21 protein-coding genes are annotated in these 24,357 nt (G+C 68.6%); 9 read left to right on the forward strand and 12 right to left on the reverse strand.

What is annotated here, in order from left to right:
- Positions 1 to 3: 3 nt before the first annotated feature.
- A complete protein-coding gene (locus tag KK131_RS07075; RefSeq protein ID WP_214555963.1) occupies positions 4 to 495 on the forward strand; it encodes a hypothetical protein in 492 nt (163 codons plus the stop codon).
- Positions 496 to 511: 16 nt separating this feature from the next.
- The gene (mutM, locus tag KK131_RS07080) at positions 512 to 1,339 is read left to right on the forward strand and encodes a bifunctional DNA-formamidopyrimidine glycosylase/DNA-(apurinic or apyrimidinic site) lyase (protein WP_214555964.1); all 828 of its coding nucleotides are present in this window, start codon (positions 512 to 514) and stop codon (positions 1,337 to 1,339) included.
- Positions 1,340 to 1,348: 9 nt separating this feature from the next.
- On the opposite strand, the gene KK131_RS07085 is transcribed toward mutM, so the two are convergent.
- The 3 genes from KK131_RS07085 to KK131_RS07095 form a co-directional block, all read right to left on the reverse strand.
- Positions 1,349 to 2,119 (reverse strand): hypothetical protein, encoded by a 771-nt coding sequence (locus KK131_RS07085; protein ID WP_214555965.1) that lies wholly within the window; start codon positions 2,117 to 2,119, stop codon positions 1,349 to 1,351.
- A 22-nt stretch (positions 2,120 to 2,141) separates the two neighbouring features.
- Positions 2,142 to 2,774 carry a thymidine kinase gene (locus KK131_RS07090; protein WP_214555966.1) on the reverse strand — a complete coding sequence of 211 codons (633 nt, stop codon included), beginning with the start codon at positions 2,772 to 2,774 and terminating at the stop codon, positions 2,142 to 2,144.
- 81 nt (positions 2,775 to 2,855) lie between these two features.
- Entirely contained in the window at positions 2,856 to 4,187 is a 1,332-nt protein-coding gene (locus tag KK131_RS07095; RefSeq protein ID WP_214555967.1) for an NAD(P)/FAD-dependent oxidoreductase, read from the reverse strand.
- A gap of 105 nt (positions 4,188 to 4,292) precedes the next feature.
- On the opposite strand from KK131_RS07095, the gene KK131_RS07100 reads away from it, so the two are divergent.
- A complete protein-coding gene (locus KK131_RS07100; RefSeq protein WP_214555968.1) occupies positions 4,293 to 6,275 on the forward strand; it encodes a UvrD-helicase domain-containing protein in 1,983 nt (660 codons plus the stop codon).
- Positions 6,276 to 6,332: 57 nt separating this feature from the next.
- Here KK131_RS07100 and gltS read toward each other — a convergent pair whose 3' ends face one another.
- From gltS to KK131_RS07140, 8 genes are all read right to left on the reverse strand, one after another.
- Positions 6,333 to 7,553, reverse strand: a complete 1,221-nt coding sequence (gltS, locus tag KK131_RS07105) for a sodium/glutamate symporter (RefSeq protein ID WP_214555969.1) — start codon at positions 7,551 to 7,553, stop codon at positions 6,333 to 6,335.
- 79 nt (positions 7,554 to 7,632) lie between these two features.
- Positions 7,633 to 8,577 carry an N-acetyl-D-Glu racemase DgcA gene (dgcA, locus tag KK131_RS07110; protein ID WP_345777204.1) on the reverse strand — a complete coding sequence of 315 codons (945 nt, stop codon included), beginning with the start codon at positions 8,575 to 8,577 and terminating at the stop codon, positions 7,633 to 7,635.
- 26 nt (positions 8,578 to 8,603) lie between these two features.
- Positions 8,604 to 9,647: an N-acetyltransferase DgcN gene (dgcN, locus tag KK131_RS07115; protein WP_214555971.1), complete on the reverse strand. Its 1,044-nt coding sequence runs from the start codon at positions 9,645 to 9,647 to the stop codon at positions 8,604 to 8,606.
- Positions 9,648 to 9,820: 173 nt separating this feature from the next.
- Positions 9,821 to 11,575, reverse strand: a complete 1,755-nt coding sequence (gene ggt / locus KK131_RS07120; RefSeq protein ID WP_250887035.1) for a gamma-glutamyltransferase — start codon at positions 11,573 to 11,575, stop codon at positions 9,821 to 9,823.
- A gap of 190 nt (positions 11,576 to 11,765) precedes the next feature.
- Positions 11,766 to 14,258 carry a TonB-dependent receptor gene (locus KK131_RS07125; protein ID WP_214555972.1) on the reverse strand — a complete coding sequence of 831 codons (2,493 nt, stop codon included), beginning with the start codon at positions 14,256 to 14,258 and terminating at the stop codon, positions 11,766 to 11,768.
- Positions 14,255 to 14,428 carry a hypothetical protein gene (locus tag KK131_RS07130; RefSeq protein ID WP_214555973.1) on the reverse strand — a complete coding sequence of 58 codons (174 nt, stop codon included), beginning with the start codon at positions 14,426 to 14,428 and terminating at the stop codon, positions 14,255 to 14,257. The genes KK131_RS07125 and KK131_RS07130 overlap by 4 nt, the downstream gene beginning before the upstream one ends.
- Before the next feature lie 230 nt (positions 14,429 to 14,658).
- On the reverse strand, positions 14,659 to 15,561 hold the full coding sequence (locus tag KK131_RS07135) for a LysR substrate-binding domain-containing protein (RefSeq protein ID WP_214555974.1): 903 nt from the start codon (positions 15,559 to 15,561) through the stop codon (positions 14,659 to 14,661).
- Between the two features lie 111 nt (positions 15,562 to 15,672).
- The gene (locus tag KK131_RS07140; RefSeq protein WP_214555975.1) at positions 15,673 to 16,704 is read right to left on the reverse strand and encodes an AI-2E family transporter; all 1,032 of its coding nucleotides are present in this window, start codon (positions 16,702 to 16,704) and stop codon (positions 15,673 to 15,675) included.
- A 124-nt stretch (positions 16,705 to 16,828) separates the two neighbouring features.
- On the opposite strand from KK131_RS07140, the gene KK131_RS07145 reads away from it, so the two are divergent.
- The 6 genes from KK131_RS07145 to KK131_RS07170 all read left to right on the forward strand — a co-directional run bounded on the left by KK131_RS07145 (position 16,829) and on the right by KK131_RS07170 (position 23,423).
- Positions 16,829 to 17,725: an HAD family acid phosphatase gene (locus tag KK131_RS07145; protein ID WP_214555976.1), complete on the forward strand. Its 897-nt coding sequence runs from the start codon at positions 16,829 to 16,831 to the stop codon at positions 17,723 to 17,725.
- A gap of 300 nt (positions 17,726 to 18,025) precedes the next feature.
- Positions 18,026 to 18,955: a YbjP/YqhG family protein gene (locus tag KK131_RS07150; protein WP_214555977.1), complete on the forward strand. Its 930-nt coding sequence runs from the start codon at positions 18,026 to 18,028 to the stop codon at positions 18,953 to 18,955.
- Between the two features lie 31 nt (positions 18,956 to 18,986).
- A complete protein-coding gene (gene plsB / locus KK131_RS07155; RefSeq protein WP_214555978.1) occupies positions 18,987 to 21,632 on the forward strand; it encodes a glycerol-3-phosphate 1-O-acyltransferase PlsB in 2,646 nt (881 codons plus the stop codon).
- A 35-nt stretch (positions 21,633 to 21,667) separates the two neighbouring features.
- The gene (gene ubiE / locus KK131_RS07160) at positions 21,668 to 22,438 is read left to right on the forward strand and encodes a bifunctional demethylmenaquinone methyltransferase/2-methoxy-6-polyprenyl-1,4-benzoquinol methylase UbiE (RefSeq protein WP_214555979.1); all 771 of its coding nucleotides are present in this window, start codon (positions 21,668 to 21,670) and stop codon (positions 22,436 to 22,438) included.
- 90 nt (positions 22,439 to 22,528) lie between these two features.
- Positions 22,529 to 22,795 (forward strand): DUF2249 domain-containing protein, encoded by a 267-nt coding sequence (locus KK131_RS07165; protein WP_214555980.1) that lies wholly within the window; start codon positions 22,529 to 22,531, stop codon positions 22,793 to 22,795.
- Positions 22,796 to 22,808: 13 nt separating this feature from the next.
- Positions 22,809 to 23,423: an FmdE family protein gene (locus tag KK131_RS07170; protein WP_214555981.1), complete on the forward strand. Its 615-nt coding sequence runs from the start codon at positions 22,809 to 22,811 to the stop codon at positions 23,421 to 23,423.
- Here the strand turns inward: KK131_RS07170 and KK131_RS07175 are convergent, their stop codons facing one another.
- Complete coding sequence (locus KK131_RS07175; protein ID WP_214555982.1) at positions 23,424 to 24,344, reverse strand: EamA family transporter; 921 nt, start codon at positions 24,342 to 24,344, stop codon at positions 23,424 to 23,426. It lies immediately after the preceding gene.
- Positions 24,345 to 24,357 lie beyond the last annotated feature (13 nt).

Raw genomic sequence — 24,357 nt, forward strand, 5'->3', positions numbered from 1 at the left:
ACGATGAAACGCAATACCCGACAGCGCGTGTTCCTGCTGCTCGCCGTAGTGGCCCTGTCTCTACTGGCCGGTTGGCAATGGCAGCGTGACGCGCGCAACGAGCCCGGCAACCTCACTGCGCTCGACCCGGCCGGCATCAGCCGCATCGCGCTGACCTTGCCCGGCGCGCCGACCCTGCACTACGAAAAACGCGACGGCCACTGGTGGCGTACCGACGGCACGCCGGTGCGCGCCATCGACGCGCGGCTCAGCGACCTGGCCGATACCGCCGCGGCGCACGTGCTCAGCTGGCGCCCGGCCAGCGATTTCGAGCCGGCAAAGATCGGATTGGCGCCGCCGCGGGCGGTGTTGGTGCTGGATGGGCAGGTGCTGGAATTCGGCGAAAGCTCGGTCACCGGGCCGCAGCATTACGTGCGTGTGGGCCAGCGCATCGCGCTGGTATCGTCGCGTTACGTGCCGCGTTCGCCGGCGACGGCGACCACCGAGCTGCACTGAGCCGCGGGACAACCACTTGCCTGAACTGCCCGAAGTCGAAACCACCCGCCGCGGCATCGCGCCCCACGTGGTCGGCCGCCGCGTCACCGGCGTGATCCTGCGCCGGCCCGACCTGCGCTGGCCGATTCCGCCGGAGATCAGCGAGCTGCTGCCCGGCCAGCGCATCGAGGCAGTGGAGCGCCGCGCGAAATACCTGCTGCTGCGCACCGGGATCGGCAGCGCACTGCTGCACCTGGGCATGTCCGGCGTGCTGCGCGTGCTGCCGCCGGACGCGCCGGTGGGCAGGCACGACCATGTCGACATCGCGCTGGAACGCACGCCGGCGCAGGCGCCGCGCATCCTGCGCTTCACCGACCCGCGCCGCTTCGGCTGCCTGCTGTGGCAACCCCTGGGTGAGACACACGAGCTGCTGGCGAAGCTGGGTCCGGAGCCGCTGACCGACGCGTTCGACGGCGACCTGCTGTGGCATCTCTCGCGCGGCCGCACGGCGGCGGTGAAGCTGTTCCTGATGGACAGCGCGGTCGTCGTCGGCGTGGGCAACATCTACGCCAGCGAGGCGCTGTTCCGCGCCGGCATCGACCCGCGCCGCGCCGCCGGCAGCGTTTCGCGGGCGCGCTACGCGCGACTGGCCGCCGAAGTGAAGCGCCTGCTGGCCTGGGCGATCGAACGCGGAGGCACCACCTTGCGCGACTTCCTCAACCCCGACGGCGCGCCCGGCTACTTCTTCCGCGAACTGATGGTCTACGGGCGCGCGGGCGAACCATGCCACGTCTGCGGCACGCCGATCCGGCAGGTCACGCTGGGGCAGCGCTCGACGTTCTGGTGCCCGCGCTGCCAGCGCTGAACCGGCGCGTCACTCCGGCCAGCGGAACGCGACGTGGGTGTTGTTGAACTCGGGGTCGTCGAGGCTGCCGCCCGGCTGCGCCACCAGGCCGCCCGGCAGGCCGTCGACCTCCAACTGCTGGCCGGCGCTGAAGTGCGCGCCCAGCGACAGCAGTTCGACCAGCCGCTCGCACAACACGCCGGCGCGGTCGACATCGCGGTCGGGCACGTTGTGCAGGCTGAGGTCGGGGCGGCCGAACTTGCGCATGCCGCGGGTGTGGATCCACGAGCGATCGGCGGCATCTTCGCCGCTGCGCAGGATCAGCACGTGGTGACGTGGCGGCGCGCCGTCCTTGACCAGGTAGTGGCGACGCCAGTGTGCGGCATCGAACAGGGTGAGGATCTGCGGATCGAGAATCGAGGTACCGCCCACGTCGAGCATGCCGGCCAGCACGCCGAGCGTGTCGCGCAGGTAGTCGAGGCTGGCGCCGTCCTTGAGCACGCCGCGCACCACCAGCACCTCCGGCGCGATGCGCGCCTGCTCGTACGCATCCGGCGTGTCTTCCCTGATGAGGCCGCCCAGCGCGCCATTCAACGGGTAACCCTCCCACTGGCGCAGCACCGCGTTCTGGAAGCGCTGGATCTCCACACCCGCGGGCAGGCCCGGGCTGCCGTAGCGCGGCGACGGAATCAACAATTCCGGCTCGAACTTGCCGAACACGTAGAACTGCAGCACGGCCTCTTCTTCGCCAGGCTGCCAGTACGGCCGCGGCCAGCTGACGGGGGTGGTGGCTTCGCTCATGCAGGTTCCTTGATGGGTCGGTTCATTCGCGCTCACCCAGCGGCAGCACGGTCTGCTGCAGCTCGATGCGGCCGTTGCCCGCGCTGATCTTCTTGAACTCCGCGCGGCTCACCGAGACATAGCGTTCGTTGCCGCCGATCTCAACCTGCGGGCCGTCGGTGACGGCACGGCCGTGCTCGTCCACGCGCACCACCATGGTGGCCTTGCGTCCGGTGTGGCAGATCGTCTTGATCTCCTGCAGTTCGTCGGCCCAGGCCAGCAGGTAGCGGCTGCCCTCGAACAGCTCGCCGCGGAAATCGGTGCGCAGGCCGAACGCCAGCACCGGGATGCCGAGCTGGTCGACCACGTCGCTGAGCTGCCACACCTGCGCCTTGCTGAGGAACTGCGCCTCGTCGACGAACACGCAGTGCAGCGGGCCGTGCGATGCGATGTCGGCCTCCACCAGCGCCAGCAGGTTCTCCTCGCCGCGGAAGCGCCGCGCACGCGCCTTCAAGCCGATCCGCGAGGCCACCACGCCATCGCCGAAGCGGTTGTCCAGCGCCGGCGTGAGGATCAGCGTGCGCATGCCGCGCTCGTGGTAGTTGTACGCGCTCTGCAGCAGCGTGGTGGTCTTGCCGGCGTTCATCGCCGAGTAATAGAAATAGAGTTTGGCCATGAGCGTGCGTTCGGGTGACGACCACACATGGTAGCGCGACAGCCGACTGACTCTTCCCCTGCATTCGCAGGGGGACCTCGATCAAACCTCGTCCAGCGGCGTGTTGCCGCCGGTGAACTGCGCGCGCGCCTGGGCCAGGCGGTAGCGGTGTTCGGCGCGGCTGCGGCGCCAGTCGCGCAGGAAGCAGATGGCGTAGACCAGCTTGAACAGCTTGAGTCGCCACAGCACTTTCGGGGTGTCGAACAGGTCGCCGGCGAGCATCGAGATCACGCCCTGCTCCAGCTGCCAGGTGTTGCGCGGCTGGCGGAACATCTGCTGCATCACCGGGCCGTTGAAGCGGTAGATGAAGAACGAGAAACGGGCCATGCCGGCGCGCTGGCGCTTCTCCAGCCGGCGCAGCAAGGCCGGCTCGCGTTGCGGCTCGCGCAAGGCCTGGTCGACCACCGCGGCGGCCTGCTCCGCGCCGCTCATCGCCAGGTACACGCCGGAGGAAAACACCGGATCGAGGAAGGCGAACGCATCGCCCACCAGCACCCAACCCGCCCCGCCCATGCGGCTTGCGTCGTAGGAGTAGTTGCCGGTGACGCGCACCTCGTCGTCGATCAGTTCGGCGTGCTGCACGCGCGCCCACAGCGCCGGGCTCAGCTTCAGCGTGTCGAACAGGAACTCGACCGTGCGGCCCTTGCGCTGCTTGAGGTAATCCGGTCGGCACACCGCGCCCACGCTCATCACCCCGTCCGGTAGCGGGATCATCCACATCCAGCCGTGCGCGAAGCTGTAGATGCTGATGTTGCCGGCGTCCTCGTCCTCGCGCCGCGCGGCGCCGCGGAAGTGGCCGAAGATCGCCGCGCTCTGGTGTTGGTCGTTGCGCCGGCGCAGCTTGCGCTTCGTCGCCAGCAGCGCGTCGCGGCCGCTGGCGTCGACCACATAGCGCGCCTGGATCGCGTAGCCGCGGCCGTCGTCGGTGCGCACGTCCAGCCAGCTCTCGCGCGGGCCGCGCTGCTCGACGCGTACCACCTCGTGCCCTTCGCGCGCGTCGGCGCCGGATTCGCGCGCATGCCCGTACAGCATCCGGTCGAAATCCTGCCGCCATACCTGGTAGGCATGCGGCGGGCTCTGCCCGATCGCGCGGGCAAACGCGTAGGTGTTGTAGCCGCGCGCGTTGTCGGCCTCGAAGTCGGCGCCGGGCTTGAACACGCCGAGCTCGCGCACCTTGTCCAGCACGCCGAGCCGCTCGAACACCGGCAGGTTCATCGGCAGCAGCGATTCGCCGATATGGAAGCGCGGGTGGTGCGCCTTCTCCAGCGCGATGACCTTGTAGCCGCGGCGCGCCAGCAGCGCCGCCGCGGTGCTGCCGCCGGGCCCGCCGCCGATCACCGCCACGTCGCACTGCTCGACTTCCTGCTCCGCCATGCCGCTCCCCGCTGACTGTCGTGCGGCCGATTATGGCCGAAGCGGGCCGGGGCGCCAGTGGTGCTCTGCTACCATCGACCACCGCCTCGTCCTGTCTCCCGATCCATGCTCAATCCGCAACAACTGGCCGCCGTCGAACACTGCGACAACCCGCTGCTGGTGCTCGCCGGTGCCGGTTCCGGCAAGACCAGCGTGATCACCCAGAAGATCGCGTACCTGATCCAGCGCCGCAAGCTGGCGCCGTCGAAGATCGCCGCGATCACGTTCACCAACAAGGCCGCGCGCGAGATGCGCGAGCGCGTGGCGAAGCTGGTCAGCAGCGAGGACGCGGCCGCGCTCACGGTAAGCACGTTCCACGCGCTGGGGCTGAAATTCCTGCAGATCGAACATGCCCGCGCCGGCCTGCGCCGCGGCTTCTCGGTGCTGGACGCGGACGACAGCGGCGGCATCGTCAAGGAGCTGGCGCCCAAGGGCGCGAAGAACGACGTGCTGTTCGGCATCCGCAACCTCCTGAGCCGCGCCAAGAACGGCGGGCTGTCGCCGCAGGAGGCGCTGGCCGCCGCGCGCAGCCCGCGCGAACTCGAAGCGGCGACCATCTACGACCTGTACCAGCAGCGTCTCGCCGCGTTCAACGCGGTGGATTTCGACGACCTGATCCGGCTGCCGCTGCGCATCCTGGAAAGCGACGCCGAATGCCGCGACGCCTGGCGCGAGCGCCTGCGCTACCTGTTGGTGGACGAGTACCAGGACACCAACGACGCGCAGTACCGCCTGCTCAAGGTGCTGACCGGCGAACGCGGCGGGATCACTTGCGTGGGCGACGACGACCAGTCGATCTACGCCTGGCGCGGCGCCAATCCGGAGAACATCGACCAGCTCGGCCGCGACTGGCCGAGCCTGCGCGTGATCAAGCTGGAGCAGAACTACCGTTGCGGCAAGCGCATCCTGCGCGCGGCGAATGCGCTGATCGCGCACAACCCGCACCTGCACGAAAAGAAGCTGTGGAGCGAGCACCCGGAAGGCGCGCCGATCCGCGTGCTCGAATGCAAGGAAGCCGAGCACGAGGCCGAGCGCATCGCCGCGATCGCCACCACGCTGGCCGAGAAGCACAAGGCGCGCTGGGACGACATGGCGATCCTGTACCGCGGCAATTTCCAGGCGCGGCCGCTGGAGAAGGCGCTGCGCCTGGCGCGCATTCCCTACCACCTCACCGGCGCCTTGAGCTTCCTCGACCGCGCCGAGGTGAAGGACGTGCTGTGCTATCTGCGCCTGCTGACCAACCCCAGCGACGACGCCGCGTTCCTGCGCGTGGTCAACGTGCCGAAGCGCGAGATCGGCGCGACCACGCTGGAGAAGCTGGGCCAGATCGCGCAGTCGCGCCACTCGTCCCTGCTCGACGCCACCCGCAGCGACGGCGTGCTGCGCCAGCTCACCCCGCGCCCGGCCGCTGCGCTGGCTTCGTTCGCGAACCTGCTGGACGAATTGCGCAGCGCCTCGCTGCATGAAAGCGCCGCCGACCTGGTCGAACTGATCCTGAAGCGCACCGGCTACGCCGCGCAGATCGCCGCCGGCACGCCCGACGCCAGTACGCGCGAGCGCAAGCTGGGCAACCTGAAGGAACTGGCCGACTGGTTCCGCGCGATGCAGAAGGGCGGCAACACGGCCGGCGACCTCACCTCGCAGCTGGCCCTGCTCAGCCACGCCGACCGCGACGAGCCGGGGAATGCCGTGCGCATGATGACCCTGCACGCGGCCAAGGGCCTGGAGTTCCGCTTCGTCTTCATCGTCGGCTGCGAGGACGGCACGCTGCCGCACGAGGGCGCGCTTGACGAAGGCCGCGTCGACGAGGAACGCCGGCTGATGTACGTCGGCATCACCCGCGCCAAGGAACTGCTGACGCTGTCCTGGTCGGCGCAGACCAAGCGCTACGGCGACGTCCACCGCAACCAGCCCAGCCGCTTCCTGCACGAGCTGCCGCAGGCCGACCTGCACTGGCAGGGCAAGGACCCGGAAGCGGACAAGGAAGTGACCCGCGAAACCGCGGAGTCGCACATGGCGCGGATCAAGGCGATGCTGGCGGGCGGTTGAGCTTTTCGCCCGCCGCCACCGCTTCCAGCGACACGCTCGCCCTTCGACGTCCCCGCGTCATTTCCAGCCGTTGATGAAGAACGTGATGACGATGGCGTTGGTGAAGTCGATCAGGAACGCGCCGACGATGGGCGCCACCAGGAAAGCGCGCGGCGCCGGGCCGAAGCGCTCGGTCAGCGAACTCATCACCGCCATCGCGTTGGCCGTCGTCCCCAGCATGAAGCCGACGAAGCCGCCGGCCATCACGGCGGCTTCGTAGTCGCGCCCCATCAAGCGCAACAGCGGCCAGCAGCAGAAGGCCACCACCACGATCGACTGCACGCCCAGGTTGACCAGCAGGGGCATGGCCAGCCCGGCCAGGTCCCACAGGTGCAGGTTCATCAGCGCGACGACGAGAAACAGCGAGAGCGAGGCGTTGCCGATGATGTCGATGCTGCGCAGCGACAGGCCGAACCAGCCGAGGTGGTCGTCGAGGTTGCGGATCAGCGCGCCCACGAGCATGGCGCCGATGTAGCTGGGCAGGGTCAGGCCGAGCGCGCCTAGCCCGCCGCTGATCCAGGCGCCGATACCCATGGCCAGCAGGATCAGCACGAAGCTCCTGAGCCCCGCATAGGTCTGCTCTTCGGCGCTGACGGCGTTTGCCGCGGCAGCGACGGGCGCCGGTGGCGGCATCGCCGGCGCGCTCTCGGCCACACCCGATGACTGTGGCGTGCGCAGCCTGAGGCGCTCGATCAGCATCGTCGCCAGCGGCGCGCCGATCACCGAGCCGCAAATGATGCCGGCCATCGCGTTGGCCAGCGCCACGCTCGGCGCGCCTTGCACGCCGGCCTGGGTGAACAGCGGCGCGAACGCCAGGCCGGTGGCGGGGCCGCCGGCGAGGGTGACCGATCCGGTGATCACGCCGAACAGCGGCGGCAACCCGAACGCCGCGGCCAGCCCGATGCCCACCAGGTTCTGCACCACGGCGAGTCCGCTGGCGAGGCCGAGGAACAGCACGATCTGGCGACCGCCGACCTTGAGCAGGGACGTGCTCGCGTTGAAGCCGATGGCGGTGAAGAACGCGATCATCAGCGGCTGTTGAAACGCCGTATCGAAATGCACCGGAGTGACGTTCCACTCGCGGCAGGCGAGCAGCGCCAGCGCCACCAGCAGGCCGCCGATCACCGGCGCCGGAATGCTGAAGCGCGACAGCAGCGGCACCCGCCCGCGGATCGCATACCCGGCGATCAGGAACAGGCCGCCACAGGCCACCGTCTGGACCGGGTCGAGGGTCAGCATGCGGGCGCGCGCTCAGCCGCGGCGGTGCGCCGGTCCGCGCCAGCCCGCGGGACCGCACGTGCGCGAGCGGCAATCGCCTTCATCCGCCCCAGAAGGCCGGCATGGGCGGCAGCAGGAAGCCTCCCTGCAGACTCACGCCGTCGGGGTAGTCGTCCTGCAGCCAGAGCGGGCCGTCCAGGTCGATGAACTCCGCTTCGCGCGCGATCTCCAGCGCCGGCGTGATACCGAGCGAGGAACACACCATGCAACCGACCATGATCCTGAAACCATCGACGCGCGCGGCCCGCAGCAGGCGCCAAGCCTCGGTCAAGCCGCCGGTCTTGTCCAGCTTGATGTTGACCGCCTGGTAGCGGTCGCGCAGGCGCGGCAGGTCCGCCGTCACGTTGCAGGCCTCGTCGGCGCAGATCGGGATGCGGCTGGAGAAACCCAGCAAGGCGTCGTCCGCGTCCGCCGGCAGCGGCTGCTCCAGCAGGTCGACGCCCGCGCGCTCCAGCACCGGCTGCATGTCGCGCAGCAGCTCGATGTCCCAGCTTTCGTTGGGGTCCACGATGAGATGGGCGAAAGGCGCCGCCCGCCGCACGGCCTCGATCCGCGCCGCCGGGTCGTCGGCGTCGACCTTGATCTTGATCAGCCCGGCATTGGCGATGCGGGATGCCGCCTCCCCCATCCGCTGCGGCGTGTCGATGCCGACGGTGATCGCGCTGACCAGCGTGGACCGTGGCGGGCGCGCCAGCTGCACCCACACGGGCACCGAGCTGAGTTGCGATTCGAGATCCCACATCGCCGCGTCCAGGGCATTGCGCGCGGCGCCCGGCGGCAGCCGCGCCTGCAGTTCGTCCCGCCCCATGCCGGCGACGAGTTCGGCGCGCAACGCCTCCATCGCGTCGACCACCGACGCCACCGATTCGCCGTAGCGCGCGTAGGGAACGGATTCGCCACGCCCGATGCGGCCCGCCTGGCGCAACTCGACCGTCACCACGTCGGCGGCGACCTTGACCCCGCGCGCGATGCGGAAAGGCGCCACCAGAGGGAAGCTGTGCTGCGTGATACTCAGTTCGCGAAGCATGCGAGCAGGTTGTCCACGATGGCTTCGACACCCATGCTCACCGGGTCCTGGCAGGGCAGCTGGAGCAGGTCACTGATCCGCCGGCAGGCCGCCAGCGCTTCCGGTGCCGGCATGCCGGAGGTGTTCAGCGCGACGCCGACCGCCTTGACGGCCGGGTTGGTCAGGCGCGCGGCGGCGAGGTTGGCTTCCAGACAGTGTTGCAGTTCGGGCAGCGGGTAACCGGGCAGGCCGCGCATGTGACGCCGGGTCGGCTCGTGGCACAACACCAGCGCGTCGGGCTGGGCGCCATGCAGCAGGCCGAGCGACACGCCGGCGTAGGAAGGATGGAACAGCGAGCCCTGGCCCTCGATCAGGTCCCAGCCGTCGTCGCTGCGGGCCGGCGAAATCCATTCGACGGCGCCCGAGATGAAATCGGCGACCACCGCATCGACCGGTACGCCCGCGCCGGCGACGAAGATGCCGGTCTGGCCGGTGGCGCGAAAATCCGCCGCGCAGCCGCGCTGGCGCATGGCGCGCTCCAGCGCGAGCGTGGTGTACATCTTGCCCACCGAACAGTCCGTGCCCACCGTCAGCAGCCGTCGACCGGCGCGCGGGCGACCGGTGCCGACCGGAATGCCCGGCGCGGGGTCGCGCGCGTCGAACAGCACGCGGCCGTTGCGCCGCGCGGCCGCCACGATGTCCGCGTTCGCGCGCAGCTTCTGGTGCAGGCCGGCGACCACGTTGAGGCCGGCGTCGAGCGCCGCGATGGCGTCGGCAACGATCTCCGGCCCCATCACGCCACCGGCGTTCGCGGTGCCGATCATCATGGTGTTCGCGCCGCTGGCCCGGGCTTCGGCCATGCCGATGTCGGGCAGACCCAGCGTCAGCTTGCAGTCGGGGTGACAGTACTGGCCCACGCACCATTCCGGGCGCCAGTAAGCCACGCCCCTGGCCGTCTTGATGGCCAGATCGTCGGCCGGGTTGCCCAGGTACAGCAGGTAAGGCGGACCCCAGCCGGCAGGCGGGGTCGCATCGCCATGGTTTGGCATGAAAAACTTGCTCCACGTGACGGCCGCGCCGTCGACCGGATGAGGACGTCCGCGCCGACCGTTCCCGCCGGTGGCGACAGGTTGCGCGGATGGGCAGGCGCGAGAGGCGGGCCGGCGATCCCTCGGTTCGCCCCGGCCACGCCGCTCTCATTCCCGGCAATGCCGGCGCAGGCTCAGTGGATGGTTTCGACCTTGCCCAGGCCATTGGGATTGCGCGGGTCGCTGGCTGCCGTCTTGGTGTTGGTCGTCTTGTCCCAGACCACGACGTTCATGTTGCCCCACGATTCGCTGTCGTTGATTTCGTAGCCCATCGCCTTCAGTTTCGCCAGCACGTCCGGCGCGATGTCGCTGCCTTTTTCGATGTCGATGCGGTCGGGCAGGAACTGATGGTGGATGCGCTTTTGCGCGGTGATCTCGCCGGCGTTCCTGCCGTCGATGAAGGCGAGGATGCCTTCGAACACCTGCGTGATGATGGTCGAGCCGCCGGGCGAGCCGATCACCGCCAGGCGATCCTTGCCGACCACGATGCTGGGCGTCATCGACGACAGCATCCGCTTGCCGCCCACCGGCGCGTTGGCCGAGCCGCCGATCAAGCCGAACGCGTTGGGCTGGCCGGAGACCAGGGCGAAGTCGTCCATCTCGTTGTTCAACAGCACGCCGGTCTTGCCGGCGACGAAGCTGGAGCCCAGGGTGGTGTTGACCGTGGCGGTCATCGAGACCATGTTGCCGTCCTTGTCGACGATCGAGTAATGCGTGGTATGCATGCCCGGATTCTTCGCATGCACCGACGGCAGCCACGCCGACTTGGTCGCCCGGTCCGGCAGGATGCTCTGGCGCAGACCGTCGGCGTAGTAAGGCGAGAGCAGCATGTCCAGCGGCATCTTCACGAAGTCGGGGTCGCCCAGGTATTCGTTGTGGTCGCGGAAGGCGCGGCGCATCGCCTCGACGAGGTAATGGATGCGATGGGCCTCATCCATGCTCTTGAGATCGATCGGCGCAAGGATGTTCAACATTTCGGCGAGCGCCACGCCGCCGGAAGACGGCGGTGGCGCGGTGACGATCTTGTAGCCGCCGTAGGTCAGCTCGATCGGCTGGCGCTCTTTCGCCCGATAGCTGGCCAGGTCGGTCAGCGTCCAGGTACCGCCGGCGGCACGCACCGACTTCACCAGTTCCTTCGCCACCGCGCCCTTGTAGAAACCGTCCGCGCCCTTTTCCGCCAGCGCCTTCAGCGTGCGCGCCTGGTTCGGATCGCGGAAGATGTCGCCTTCCACCGGCGCCTTGCCGCCCGGCATGAACTTGGCCGACGAGGCCGGGTAGCGGCGCAGCACGTCGGCCTTGTAGCCGATCGAGCGCACCAGCGCACCGCTGGGATGGAAGCCCTGCTCGGCCAGCCGGATCGCCGGGCTCAGTGACTCGGCCAGCGGCAGCTTGCCGTACTTGCCCGCCATGTACGCCACGCCCGCGGGAAAGCCGGGGATGCCGGCGGCCAGCGGGCCATTCAGCGAGGTGTCGCGGTTGGGCGTGCCGTCCGCTTTCAGATAATCCTTCCCGCTGACCGCCTGCGGCGCCATCTCGCGCGCGTCGATGAAGGTGTCCTTGCCGGTGGCCGCGTCGTGGATCACGGCGAGGAAGCCGCCGCCCATGCCCGAAGCCTCCGGTTGCACTACCGACAGCGACGTGCCCACCGCGATCGCCGCGTCCACTGCGTTGCCGCCGCGCGCAAGGACTTCGAAACCGGCTTCGGTAGCCAGCGCATTGGCGCTGGCGATCGCCGCGGTCTTCGTCGCCGCCGTGTCCTGCGCGTGGGCCAGCACGCCGAAGCTGCCGACCACCAGCGCCAGCAGCGCGCCATGCCAGCGCGGCCTGCCGTGCGCCGGCGGGCGGCAGGTGGTCACGGCATCGCCGTGCGGCGTGTTTCGTTCGGTCATTGGATCACCCTCCACGATGGGGTTCGAGCATAGTTACAGGCAGCCGCGCGCCACCAATGAAAAGACGATGGCATGGCATAGCTGGCGGTTGTGGCACGCGGCTTCCTGCGGCGCACGCGGGACTGGTGCAGGCCACGGCCGACGAAAGCCCCGCTACGGAACGGGACTTTCGTCGTGTCGGTACCCGTGCTCACCAGTGGTACTGCACCTTGCCGTACACGAACGCCCCCATGAAGCCGAACGGCGAACTGGACGAGTACGGGAAGGCGCCGTTCTGGTCGTCACCCTCCGGCACCTTCTTCGGATAGGTGTCGAGCACGTTGTCGCCGCCCACGGTGAACGTCCAGCGGTCGCGGCTATAGCTCACCGCCAGATCGAGCAGCCACTTGTGCGGGTAGACGGTGTCGTCGAGGTAGCTGGTCGAGCCGTACGAGGTGATGCGGCCGTAGCGGGTCAAGGTGCCGTTGAAGGCCCAGGGGCCGATGCTGTAGGTCTCGTTGAGGATCAGCTTGCTGCGCGGCGCGGTGTCGGCAAGCAGGCCCTTGATCGCGCTGCGGTTGAGGCGCTGGAAGATCACGCCCAGCGAATCCAGCACGGCCGGGTTCGGCTTGACGTCGGTGACCTTGTTCTTGTGGTAGCCGTAGCTGAGCGTGGAAAGCAGGTTGCCGTTGTCGCCGAAATCGCTGCGGTAGCTGGCCACCACATCGGCACCCTGCGTGCGCACGGTGCCGGCGTTGGTGAAGTAGGACAGGCCGCTGTACTGCAGGTTGGTGACGCCGTTGGCCGCCAGGTAGTCCTTGACCGCCGGCGTCGACAGCGAGAGGGAACTGGACAGCGCGATGCGGTTGGTGACGGTGATCTGGTAGGCGTCGAACGACATGTTGAGGTCGTTGGTCGGGTTCCACACCACGCCCGCGGTGAAGTTGCGCGACTTCTCCGCCTTCAGCGGCTCGCTGCCGAGCAGCCGCGCCAGCGGGTTGTCCACCGGCACCAGGCCGCGCAGGTAGATGCCCGGCGGCAGGCCCAGCGAATTGCCGGTGCCGTAGGCGGCCGAGGTGGTTTCCGAGTAGTGCTGCTGGCCCAGTCCCGGCGCGCGGAAGCCGGTCGACGCACTGCCGCGCAGGGCGAACGAGTCGGTAAAGTCGAAGCGGCCGGACAAGGCGGCGGACGTGGTGGTGCCGAAGTCCGAATAGTCTTCGTGTCGCAGGGCGGCGGAGAAGCCGAAGCGCTCGGTCAGGTTGCCTTCCAGCTGCAGGTACTCGGCGACGTCGTGCCGGTCCACCGAGATGGCGTCCTGCGGACCCCAGCCGGCAAAGCCCTGGGCACCGCCGCGCACGCCGGACGTACCCACGTAGTACGAACCGAGGTCGCCCGCCGTCACGTCGTAGCTCTGCCGCAGCCACTGCGTGCCGAAGGACAGCGTCAGCGGATTGGGCAGCCAGCCGAACGAAACCTCCTTGGAGACGTCGATGTCGAAGGTCTGCTGCTTGGCGGTCAGGATGCCGTCGTGGAAGCTGGTCGGACTGCTGCCGAAGTCATTGAGCATCGCGTAGTTGGTGCTGTTGCGCGTGCTGTAGGAAACACGGTTGCCGCCGTAGTTGCCGCTGACGTCCCAGCGCCAGCCGTTCCATGTGCCGCGCAGTCCGGCGACCAGCGAAGTGTCGGTCGAATCGCCGTGCTCGCGCGGCAGGAAGCCGTCCGGGTAGACCAGGCCGATCAGCGGGTTGTTCGGATAAGGCGTGTTGCTGCCGTACCGGTAGAAGCCGCGCGGCTCGCCGATGCGTCGCCCGTAGTGGCCGAACGCGTAGAACTGCACGCCGGGGCTGATGTCGTACTGCGTGTTGAGGAACAGGTTCTTGTTCTTGAACGACACGGTGCCGAAGTGGAACTTCACGCCGAGCTGGGCCAGGCCCGGACGGCGGTCGACTCCGGCGCGGTTGCTCGGGCTCTGGTTGCTGTTTTCCGCGGTGATGCGCAGCCAGCCGCTTTCCCCGCCCAGCGGAACGCCGAAGTTCGCCGCACCCTGCCATTGCCGGCCATCGCCGGCGGAGAACTGGCCGCCGCTGAGCTGCACGTCGCCGCCCTTGGCGCCCTTTTTCAGGATGATGTTGACCACGCCCGAAAGCGCATCGGAACCGTACTGCGCGGAGGCGCCGTCACGCAGCACTTCGATGTGGTCGATCGCCGACAACGGGATCGTGTTGAGGTCGATGCCCTGCGAGCCCTGGCCGATCTGGCCCAGGCTCAGCACCAGCGCGCCCGGATGCCAGCGCTTGCCGTCCACCAGCACCAGCACCTGGTCCGGCGACAGCCCGCGCAGTTCGAACGGGCGCTGGAACGCGAAGGTGTCCGACGCGGGCGCAAACGGGAAGTTCAGCGAGGGAATGGCGCGTTCGAGCGCCTGGGTCAGGTCGATCGTGCCGGTCTGTTTCAGCACGTCGGCGGAAATCACGTCGATCGGCGTCAGCGACGAACTTTCCGTGCGGTTGCCGGCACGCGTACCGGTCACCACCACCGGGCCCAGGTTCTTCACCCGGGTCTGTGCCTCGGCCGATGTCTTGGCCGGTGCATCGGCCGATGCCGCGGGCGGGCTCGCATTCTGCGCCGCCGCCGTGTGGGCGAGTGCAAGCAGTATCGCAGCAGCCAGCGAGGTCGAAGTGATCCGACCGGGACGCTTGTTCATGAAATTCCCCCCAAGTGTTTTGCTGCAACAAGATCGCCGCAGGCCAGGCCGCTCGCATGGCTTTGCCCGTCGGCGGATGTACCCCTGTAGATGTTGCCGAAGCCTGCCTCGACCGCGAACCAGTCCCCGCTGGCGATCGCGGCGTCACCGTCCTGCGCGGCTTCCGCCACCGAGAGAACCGGCCGGCATGGCTGAAAGACGCCGCGGTACGGTCTGGTCCCGCAGGCTGGCTCTGCACATGGTCGCGGCGCGTTTCGGTCGGACATTCGCTCACCCTTCGCAGCACGGGGTTGAGCATAGGCACAGGCGTGCGAAAGCCACCAATGAAAAGACGGGCACGTGGCATAACTGAAGGTTGTGGACGCCTCGGCCCCGAACGGGCGGGCGCGATGCCTTCGCTTCAGGCCGGCGCCAGCATCCGCTGGGCAAGCTGGCGCACCAGGTCGAGGAAACGTTTCTGCACCGGATTCAGCGGGCTGTCCACCCGGTAGACCGCATAAAGCACGATGTCCAGCTGCAGTTTCAGCGGGCGCGTCTGCACGGTTTCCCCGCTGCCTCGCGATGCCGTGAAAGGATCGACCAGGGCCAGGCCTTCGCCTTGCGCGACGAGGGAATACGCCAGCTGATAGGTCTGTACCCAGACCGAGGTCTGCGGCGCCGGGACCACTTGCGTCAGGTGGCTTTGCAGCATGCGGCCCAGCGCGTCCTGCATGGCGATGCCGATCATGGGCTGGCCGGCCAGCGCGGAGACCGGCAACGGCTGCGCCAGTTCCGCCGGCGACCACCAGCCGGGCGGAGCGATGACCATGACCTGTCCATGGCACAGCGGTTCCTGGCGCAGCCCCGGATGGCCGGCGTCCTGCAGCGTGAGGCCGATGTCGGCTTCGTGCAGCATCAGCGACTCGCACATCTGCGCCGAGTGCTGGGTGAACAGTTCCGCGGTCGTACCCGGGAAGGCCTGGCGCAACAGGGTGGTCGCGTCGGGCACCAGCGCCTGCGCCAGGGTCGGCGTGCACGTCACCCGCAACGGGTAGCTTTCCGCTCGGCCGATGTTCGCGGTGAGGCGCTGCAGGTCGTGCAGGTCCTGGATGATCTTCTCGACGCGGTGGCGCAGCAGCAGCGCTTCCTGGGTCGGCTGCAGGCGCCCGCGCACGCGGCTGAACAAGGCGAAGCCGAGCTGGTGTTCGGCATGCTGAAGGGCCTTGCTGGCGGCTGGCTGCGAAATATTCAGAAGGTCGGCCGCACCGGTCAGGCTACCGGTGGTCAGCACGGCGTGAAACAGTTCGATATGGCGCAGACGCATGCCGGATTTTCGCCCCTTGCGCCACGACGGCGACGGTTTCCGAGTGCAGCATAGGCGCCGTTGCGAAGCAAGCTTTCGCGCTGGACGCCCGCCACGGCCCGCGAGCGGCCGCTACAACAGCTGCTCGGCTTCCAGCTCGCTTTTCAGATACGCGTAGTAGATCGGCGCGGCGATCACGCCGGGCAGCCCGAACGCGGCTTCCATCAGCAGCATGGCCACCAGCAGTTCCCACGCGCGGGCGCGGATCTGGGTGCCGACGATGCGCGCGTTGAGGAAGTACTCGAGCTTGTGGATCAGGATCAGGAACACCAGCGCGGCGATGCCCACGCCCAGCGACACCGACAACCCCGCGATGGCGATCGCGGTGTTGGAGATCAGGTTGCCGATCACCGGCAGCAGGCCGACCATGAAGGTCACCACCACCAGCGTCTTGGCCAGCGGCACGTGGATGCCCGCCAGCGGCAGCACGCCGAGCAGGAAGATCGCGGTGAACAAGGTGTTGATCAGCGAGATCTTGATCTGCGCGAACACGATGTTGTGGAACGCCTCGGCCAGGCGCTGGCAGCGCAGGCTCAGCGCCCCCGCCAGCGGGCCCATCTGGTGCGCCGGCCGGGTCCGGCTGAGCGCCACGATCGCGCCCAGCACCAGTCCGATGATGATGTGCACGAACACCCGCACCGCGCCCTTGCCGGCCAGCTGCAGGGTGGCCGCATGCTTGCGCGCCAGCTCGATCGCACCCACGCGCAGGTCGTCGACGCTGTCGGGCAGGTTGTTCACCAGGATCGGCGGCAGCTGCTGGCGCGCCTTCTCCACCAGCGGCATCAGCTGCTGTTGCCACAGCAGCTGCGGATTCCCGATCTCGCTGTGGAACAGGCTGATCGCGCCGAGGATCAGCAGGATCAGCAAGCCCACCACGACCGCGCCCAGCACGGCCACCACCACCACCCGCGCGCGGTCGCCGGAAATGCGCCGGCCCAGCAGCGGCACCATCGCCTGCACCAGCTCGAACACCAGCAGGCCGGCCAGCAGCGCCGGCAGCAGATGGATCTCGACGATCAGCAGGAGGGCCGCGGCCGTCAGCAGGTAACTCGCGTAACGGATGGCCGGCGAAGGCTCGCGCAAGGCGGGCAAGGGAGAATCCATGCGGGACGAAGCCGTGGGTGCGGGGCCGCCAGTCTGTCAGCAGCCCGCCCTTGCTGCCAGCCCTGCCACAGGGCTGTCGTAAACTCCGTTCACTGTTCGCCCGTCTTGTCCCAAGGATTTCCCGATGCCGTTCCGCCTGCCCACGACCCTGCTCGCGCTCGCCCTGCTGGCCGGCTGTGCCACCACGCCGCGTCAACCGGTGGCCGCGATGCCGGCCGCGCCGACTGCACAGACGACACCGGCCGCGGTTGCCGCCAACGACAACCTCAATGCCGTGGCGTGGAGCCAGACCGCGATCGAGCACGACCTGATCTACCTGCAGACCTACCGCGACGCCCAGGCACGCCTGCTGGCCGCGCTGCACGACCGCCATTGGGACGCGCTGGGCAAGGGCGACCGCACCACGCCGCTGCGCGGCCTGAAGCCGGCGGTGATCCTGGACATCGACGAGACCGTGCTGGACAACTCGCCGTTCGCCGCGCGCATGGTGCAGGCCAACCGCGAATACAACGAGGCCGACTGGGCCTCCTGGTGCCGCGAGGAAAACGCGCGTGCGCTGCCCGGCGCAGTCGAGTTCACCCGGTTCGCCGCGAACCACGGCATCGCGGTGATCTACATTTCAAACCGCGCCAAGGATCTGGACCAGGCCACCCTGGCGAACCTGCGCAAGGCCGGGTTCCCGGTCAGCGGCCCGCAATCGTTCCTGGGCCTCGGCACCGTGGTCGAGGGCTGCGAGCAGGCCGGCAGCGAGAAGGGTTGCCGCCGCCAGTTGGTTGCACGGCACTACCGCGTATTGATGCAGTTCGGCGACCAGATCGGCGATTTCGTCGACGTCCTCGCCAATACCGCCGACGGTCGCCGCAAGGCTGTCGCCGACTACCTGCCGTGGATCGGCACGCGCTGGTTCGTGCTGCCCAACCCCACCTACGGCTCGTGGGAGCCGGCGCTGTTCAACAACGACTGGAGCGCTTCGCCCGAACAACGGCGCCAGCAGAAGGTCGAAGCACTGCGCGCTCAATGATAAATTTCTATTTAAAACAATAAATTACAATACAAAACAAAAGTATTGCCTTAGCTTTAACGAGCAAGTAATATTTCGCCTGCCAACACCTGCTGACCAAAATCTTTGCAGGCAAGGCCATTTCCCTTCCGGCTCTGCCGGATTTCCCCGCGAGGCCTCGTGCCCGCGGGGTTTTCTTTTGTGGCATCGCGAAAACTTGCGCCTCGCCCTTGTTTCGATGCCGCCGCGGCCCTTACCCTGCGCGATCACCCCGCCCGTGGCGCGCCTTGGCCCGCCACCACCCACCGCGAGAGTTCGCCGATGCGCCTCCCTTCCCTCTTCCGCCACGCGCTGCTGCCGTTGTTCGCCGCATGGCTGCTGGGCGCCTGCCACGGCAAGGACGATTCGGCGCAACCGGGCGGCAGCACGCCGGAGGCGGCGCTGCAGGCCTCGGTCGACCTGCTCAAGGCCGGCGACTTCAACGGCCTGTGGAAGCACGCGCTGCCGCCGGCCGACTACGCCAACATGCGCGCCGACTGGCAACTCCAGCAGCGGGATGCGCAGCCGATCAGCGCCGAGGATCGCGCCCGCTTCAACGAGACGATGCAAAAGCTCGCCGGACCGGACGCGGAGAACCGGCTGTACGCCGAACTGCAGCCGAAGCTGACGGCGATGGAACAGCAGTACAAGGACCAGTTGCCGGTGCTGATCAGCGTCGGCGACGCCATGCTGAAGAGCGCCGTCGCGCAGAGCCGGACCCTCAGCGAGACGCAGAAGACCCAGGCCGGCGGCGTGCTCGACGTGCTGCTGCCGTGGGCCCGGCAGACACCGTGGTTCGACCAGGCCAGGGCGAAGCAGGCGGTCGGCGTGGCCGTGGCGACGGCGCGCAAGCTGGACCTGAAGAGTCCCGAGCAGATGCGCGCGATGGATTTCGACACCACCATGGGCAAGTACGCCACCGCCTATGGCGGCCTCAAGCAGCTGCTGGCGATCTATGGCTTGTCGGTGGACGACACGCTGAACTCGGTCAAACTCACCCCTGTGTCCAGCAGCAACGGCCACGCCGTGGTGAAGGTCGACTACACCCTGCTCGGCAAGCCGCTGTCGACCGAATCGAAACTGGTGCAGGAGAACGGCCGCTGGTACAGCGAAGACCTGCTGCAGAACGCGCGGCAGTCGCACCGGCAGCTGCAGCAGGCGGCCACCGCCAGTGCGCCCGCCAGCGCCGGCAGCGCCGTAACGAAAGACTGAACGACGCAGCCGTTAGAATAAGCGGATGCAAATGACTACCACCGCGGACTTCCCTGCCCGCCAACGCGCCCCCTGGTGGTTCAACCTGGCCGGCCAGTTGCTGCAGCCCTGGGTGCGCATCCGCCGCGACCCGGCGGAACCCACTTCCCTGCTGCAGGCCGGCGTGCCGGTCTGCTACGTGATCGAGCGCGACGGCTTCTCCGACGCGCTGATCCTGCAGCGCGCCTGCCGCGAAGCCGGCCTGCCCAACCCGATGCAGCCGCTGGCCGGCACCCGCCGGCGGCGTTCGGTGTTCGCGCTGGCCCGACGCGACGGCAGCCTGCTCGGCCGCAACCGCAAGCGCAACCCGAACGAACCGCTGCGGCAACTGGTGCATTCGCTGGAAGGCATGCCCGAACGCGACATCCAGATCGTGCCGGTGTCGATCTACGTGGGCCGCGCGCCCAGCCGCGACAGCGGCTGGTTCCGTGTGCTGTTCTCGGAAAACTGGGTGATGGTCGGCCGCTTCCGCCGGATGCTCGCCTTGCTGCTGAACGGGCGCGACACGGTAGTGCATTTCTCCACGCCGGTGTCGCTGCGGCAGATACTGGACGAATCCGGCGGGATCACGCCGGAGCGCTTCGCGCGCAAGGTCGCGCGGGTGCTGCGCACCCACTTCCACCGCATCCGCGCCGCGGTGATCGGGCCCGACCTGTCGCACAAGCGCACCGTGGTCGACGCGGTGCTGAATGCCGAGCCGGTGCGCGCCGCGATCGCCGCCACCGCCGCCAAGGAAAAGACCAGCCACGCCAAGGCCTGGCGCAAGGCGCACCAGCTGGCGCTGGAGATCGCCGCCGACTACTCGCACCCGGTGGTGCGCTCGGCCTCGTTCCTGCTCGGCAACTTCTGGAACAAGCTGTACGACGGCATCTCGATGCACCACTTCGACAAGGCCCGCGCCGCCGCGCCCGGCCACGAAGTGATCTACGTGCCCTGCCACCGCAGCCACGCCGACTACCTGCTGATGAGCTACCAGCTGCACGTCTCCGGCGTGGTGGTGCCGCACATCGCGGCGGGCGTGAACCTCAACCTGCCGGTGATCGGGCCGATCCTGCGCCGCGGCGGCGCGTTCTTCCTGCGCCGCAGCTTCAAGGGCAATGCGCTGTACTCGGTGGTGTTCAACGAGTACGTGGCGCAGCTGATCGACCGCGGCGTGCCGATGGAGTACTTCATCGAAGGCGGCCGCTCGCGCACCGGCCGCCTGCTGGCGCCGCGTGCCGGCATGCTGGCGATGACGGTGCGCGCGTTCCTGCGCGCGCCACGTCGGCCGGTGCTGTTCCAGCCGGTGTACATCGGCTACGAGAAGCTGATGGAGGGCGCCTCGTATGCGGGCGAACTCAGCGGCCAGCCGAAGGAGAAGGAATCCCTGATCGGCCTGCTGCGCGGCCTGAAGGTGCTGCGCCAGCGCTACGGCCACGTGGCGCTGAACTTCGGCGAGCCGATCGAACTGACTCCGCTGCTGGACGCGGCCAGCGCCGACTGGCGCGCCGCCGGCGCGGATCCCGAGGCGAAGCCGGAATGGCTGGGCGCGGTCACCGACCGCCTCGCCGAGCAGATCCAGATCAACATCAACCGCGCCGCCGACGTCAACCCGATCAACCTGCTGGCGCTGGCCCTGCTGGCCACGCCGAAGCACGCGATGGCCGAAAGCGACCTGCTGACCCAGCTCGAGCTGAGCAAGACGATGCTGGAGGAGCTGCCGTATTCGGACCGGGTCACGCTGACCCCGATGAACCCGGCCGCGATCATCGCCTACGGTGAGCAGATGGGCTGGATCCAGCGCGTGCAGCACCCGCTCGGCGACGTGCTTACCGCCACCGGCGAGCGCGCGGTGCTGCTCAGCTACTTCCGCAACAACGTGCTGCACCTCACCGCCACCGCCGCCTGGGTGTCGTGCTGCTTCCTCAACAACCGCCGCATGTCGCGCTCCTCGATCCTGCGGCTGGGCCGGATCATCTACCCGTTCATCCAGGGCGAGCTGTTCCTGCCGTGGGATACCGACGGTTTCGCCGGGCAGCTGGAGGCCACCATCGATTTCTTCGTGCGCCGCGGCCTGCTCGAATCGGTCAGCGACGGCCGCGTGCTGGAGCGCAGCCCCGGCCAGGACGACGGCGCCTTCCAGCTCAAGGTGATCGCGCGCAGCCTGATCCAGGCGTTCGAGCGCTACTACATCACCATCGCCGCGCTTGCCAAGAACGGCCCGCACACGATGACCGGCGCCGAGCTCGAGAACGCCTGCACGCTCACAGCGCAGCGGCTCTCCCTGCTCAACGAACTGTCCGCGCCGGAGTTCTTCGACAAGGCGCTGTTCCGCGGCTTCATCCAGAAGCTGCGCGAGCGCCGCATCGTGTGGACCGACGATGCCGGCAAGCTCGACTACGACAGCGCGCTGGAAGGGATGGTGCGCGACGCGCGGGTGATCCTGTCGCGCGAGGTGCGCCATTCGATCCTGAAGATCACTCCCGGCGGCAACGACAAGGAAGCGGGCGCGAACGAAGTCCACGAAGACTCCGCCACGCCCGGCCACGTCCCCGCCGACAGCGACGACGCCGCGCTGCACGAACGCCACGTCGCCGCCGAACACCAGCTGCACCAGCATCCGGCCGCATCGGACGGCTCCGCCAAGGCCCCCGACTGACCCGGCTCGCCGGACCCATCCTGTAGCATGCGCCCATGAACAACGAACAGCCCAAAATCGCCCCGGCTCCGGTCACACATTTCGGCTTCCGCGACGTGCCGGTGGGCGACAAGCAGAAGCTGGTCGGCCAGGTATTCACCTCGGTCGCGCGCAGCTACGACCTGATGAACGACCTGATGTCGTTCGGCATCCACCGGCTGTGGAAGCGCCATTTCGTGGCGGTCAGCGGCGTGCGCCGCGGCGACCGCGTGCTGGACCTGGCCGGCGGCACCGGCGACATCGCCGCGCTGATGAAACCGGTGGTCGGCGACGAGGGCGAGGTGGTGGTCGGCGACATCAACGCGGCGATGCTCGGCGTCGGCCGCGACCGCCTCACCGACCGCGGCCTGGTCTCCGGCCTGCGCTGGGCCCAGCTCAACGCCGAGGCGCTGCCGTTCCCGGACAACAGCTTCGACGCGGTGACCATGGCGTTCGGCCTGCGCAACGTCACCGACAAGGACAAGGCGCTGGCCGACATCTGCCGCGTGCTGAAGCCCGGCGGCCGCGCGCTGGTGCTGGAGTTCTCGAAAGTGCAGAACGAGCTGTTCGGCAAGCTCTACGACTTCCACTCGTTCAAGGTGCTGCCGAAGCTGGGCCAGCTGTTCGCCGGCGACGCCGACAGCTACCAGTACCTGGCCGAGTCGATCCGCAAGCATCCCGACCAGGCAACCCTGAAAGGCATGATGGAGCGCGCCGGCTTCGGCCGCGTCGAGGTACGCAACCTCACCAACGGCGTCGTGGCGATCCATCGCGCGTACAAGTTCTGAGAGCCAGTTCAAAGGCCGCCCTGATCCAGATCAGTGGCCGGCCGCGCGGTGCGGCGTATGTTTGGGCTCCCATTCCTGCGAGCCCGCATCATGTCCATCGACATCGTTTCCGAACAGAACGTGCACCTCTTCGACGCGCGCGGCGTGGCGCGACGCTTCCGCCACTCGGCCATCTTTGGGGCGATCGGCGTGCTGCGCTCGGGCGAGACGATGCGCTTCGTCAACGACCACGATCCGATCCCCTTGATCGCCCAGTTGCGCGAGCGCCTCGGTGACCACCTCACGGTGACCTATCGCCAGCGCGACGCCGACATGGTGATGATCGACTTCGGCATCACCGGCCTGCCGGTCGAGTGATCGGCCCCGGCGCATGAACTACCCCGCGTTCTACGAGCAGGCGCCGCGCATCCGAATGCGCGATCCGCTCGCCGCGTTCCTCGGCGCCGCCGAAGACGGCCTGCTGGAATATGCCTACACCGATGCAGTGCGCCTGGCCGGCCACTCCTGTCCCACCGTGGCCGGCGCCTGGCTGATGGCGCGCACCGCGCTGCGCGCGCTGTACCCGGACGAGCCGGCGGAGCGCGGCGGCATCGCGGTGCGCATGCCGGCCGCCGAGGACGAAGGCGTTACCGGCGTCATCGCACAGGTGCTGACCCTGATCACCGGCGCCGCCGCCGGCAATGGCTTCCACGGCATCGGCGGCCGCTTCGTGCGGCAGTCGCTGCTGGGTTTCTCGGCCACGTCCGGCGCCACCGCCGTGCAGTTCAGCCGCCGCGACAACGGCGCTGCCGTGGCGGTGGAACTGGACCTGGCTACGGTACCGTCGGCGCCGAACCTGCGCGAACTGATGGTCGCCGCACTCCAACCCGGCGCCACGGCGGAGCAGCGCGCGGCCTTCGCGCAAGCCTGGCAGGGCCGCGTGCAGCGCCTGCTGCTGGATCACGCCGACGACCCGCAGGTGCTGCGGCTCACCCGGCTGCACTGATCACGCCTGTTCGCACGCCTGCACCGTCGGCGCAACGTGCGGCACGGCACGACGCCGCGCGTTCGCCAGCACCACGCCGCCGATGGTGACCGCGCCGCCGATCAGGATCAGCGCGTTCGGCACCTCGTGCAGCCACAGCCAGCCGATCAGCAGCGCGATCGGCGGCGACAGGTAGATGAAGCTGCTGACCCGCGACGCCGACGCGCGGTTCACCGCCATGTTCCAGGCGAGGTAGCCGATGAAAGTCGGCGCGATGCCCAGCCACAGCAGCGCACCGATGTGCGCCCACGACGACGCCGCCAGCGCCTGCGGCAAGTGCCAGCCGAACGGCAGCGCGGCAAGCGTGCCGGCGAAGAACGCGAACGCGGTGACGCCGAGCATGCTGTTGCGCGCGAACAAGGCCTTCTGGCCCACGAAGAAGATCGCCGAGACGATCACGCACACCAGCACCAGCAAGGCCTTCGGATCGACCTCCACCCGCTGCCCGCTGGCCAGTACCACCAGAACGGTGCCGACCAGCGCCACCGCCAGCCCGATCCACGTGCGCAGCGTCAGCCGCTCGCGCAGCCAGAACGCCGACACCGCCGCGGTGGCGGCCGGCACCAGCGAGATCAGGATCGAGGCGGTGCCGCTGGCGATCCGCGTCTCGGCGTAATTCAGGCACAGGTGATAGACGGTGAGGCCGAGCACACCCAACAGGGCCAGCTGCGGCCAGTCGCGCCGCGCCGGCAACGGCACTCGCTTCACCAGCAGCAACGCGGCGAAACACAGCGAGCCGATCAGCAGGCGCGCAAACGCGACCTCGCCGGGGGTGAACGCGGGCAAGGCATAGGCGATCGCGGCGTAGGCCGACGACCAGGTCAACAGGGCAATCGCGATGGCGAGCAGGGCGCGGCCATCGAGACGTTCAACGGTATCCATGGGGACGGATTCC

The sequence above is a fragment of the Rhodanobacter sp. LX-99 genome (assembly GCF_018599185.1).
Lineage (GTDB): Bacteria > Pseudomonadota > Gammaproteobacteria > Xanthomonadales > Rhodanobacteraceae > Rhodanobacter.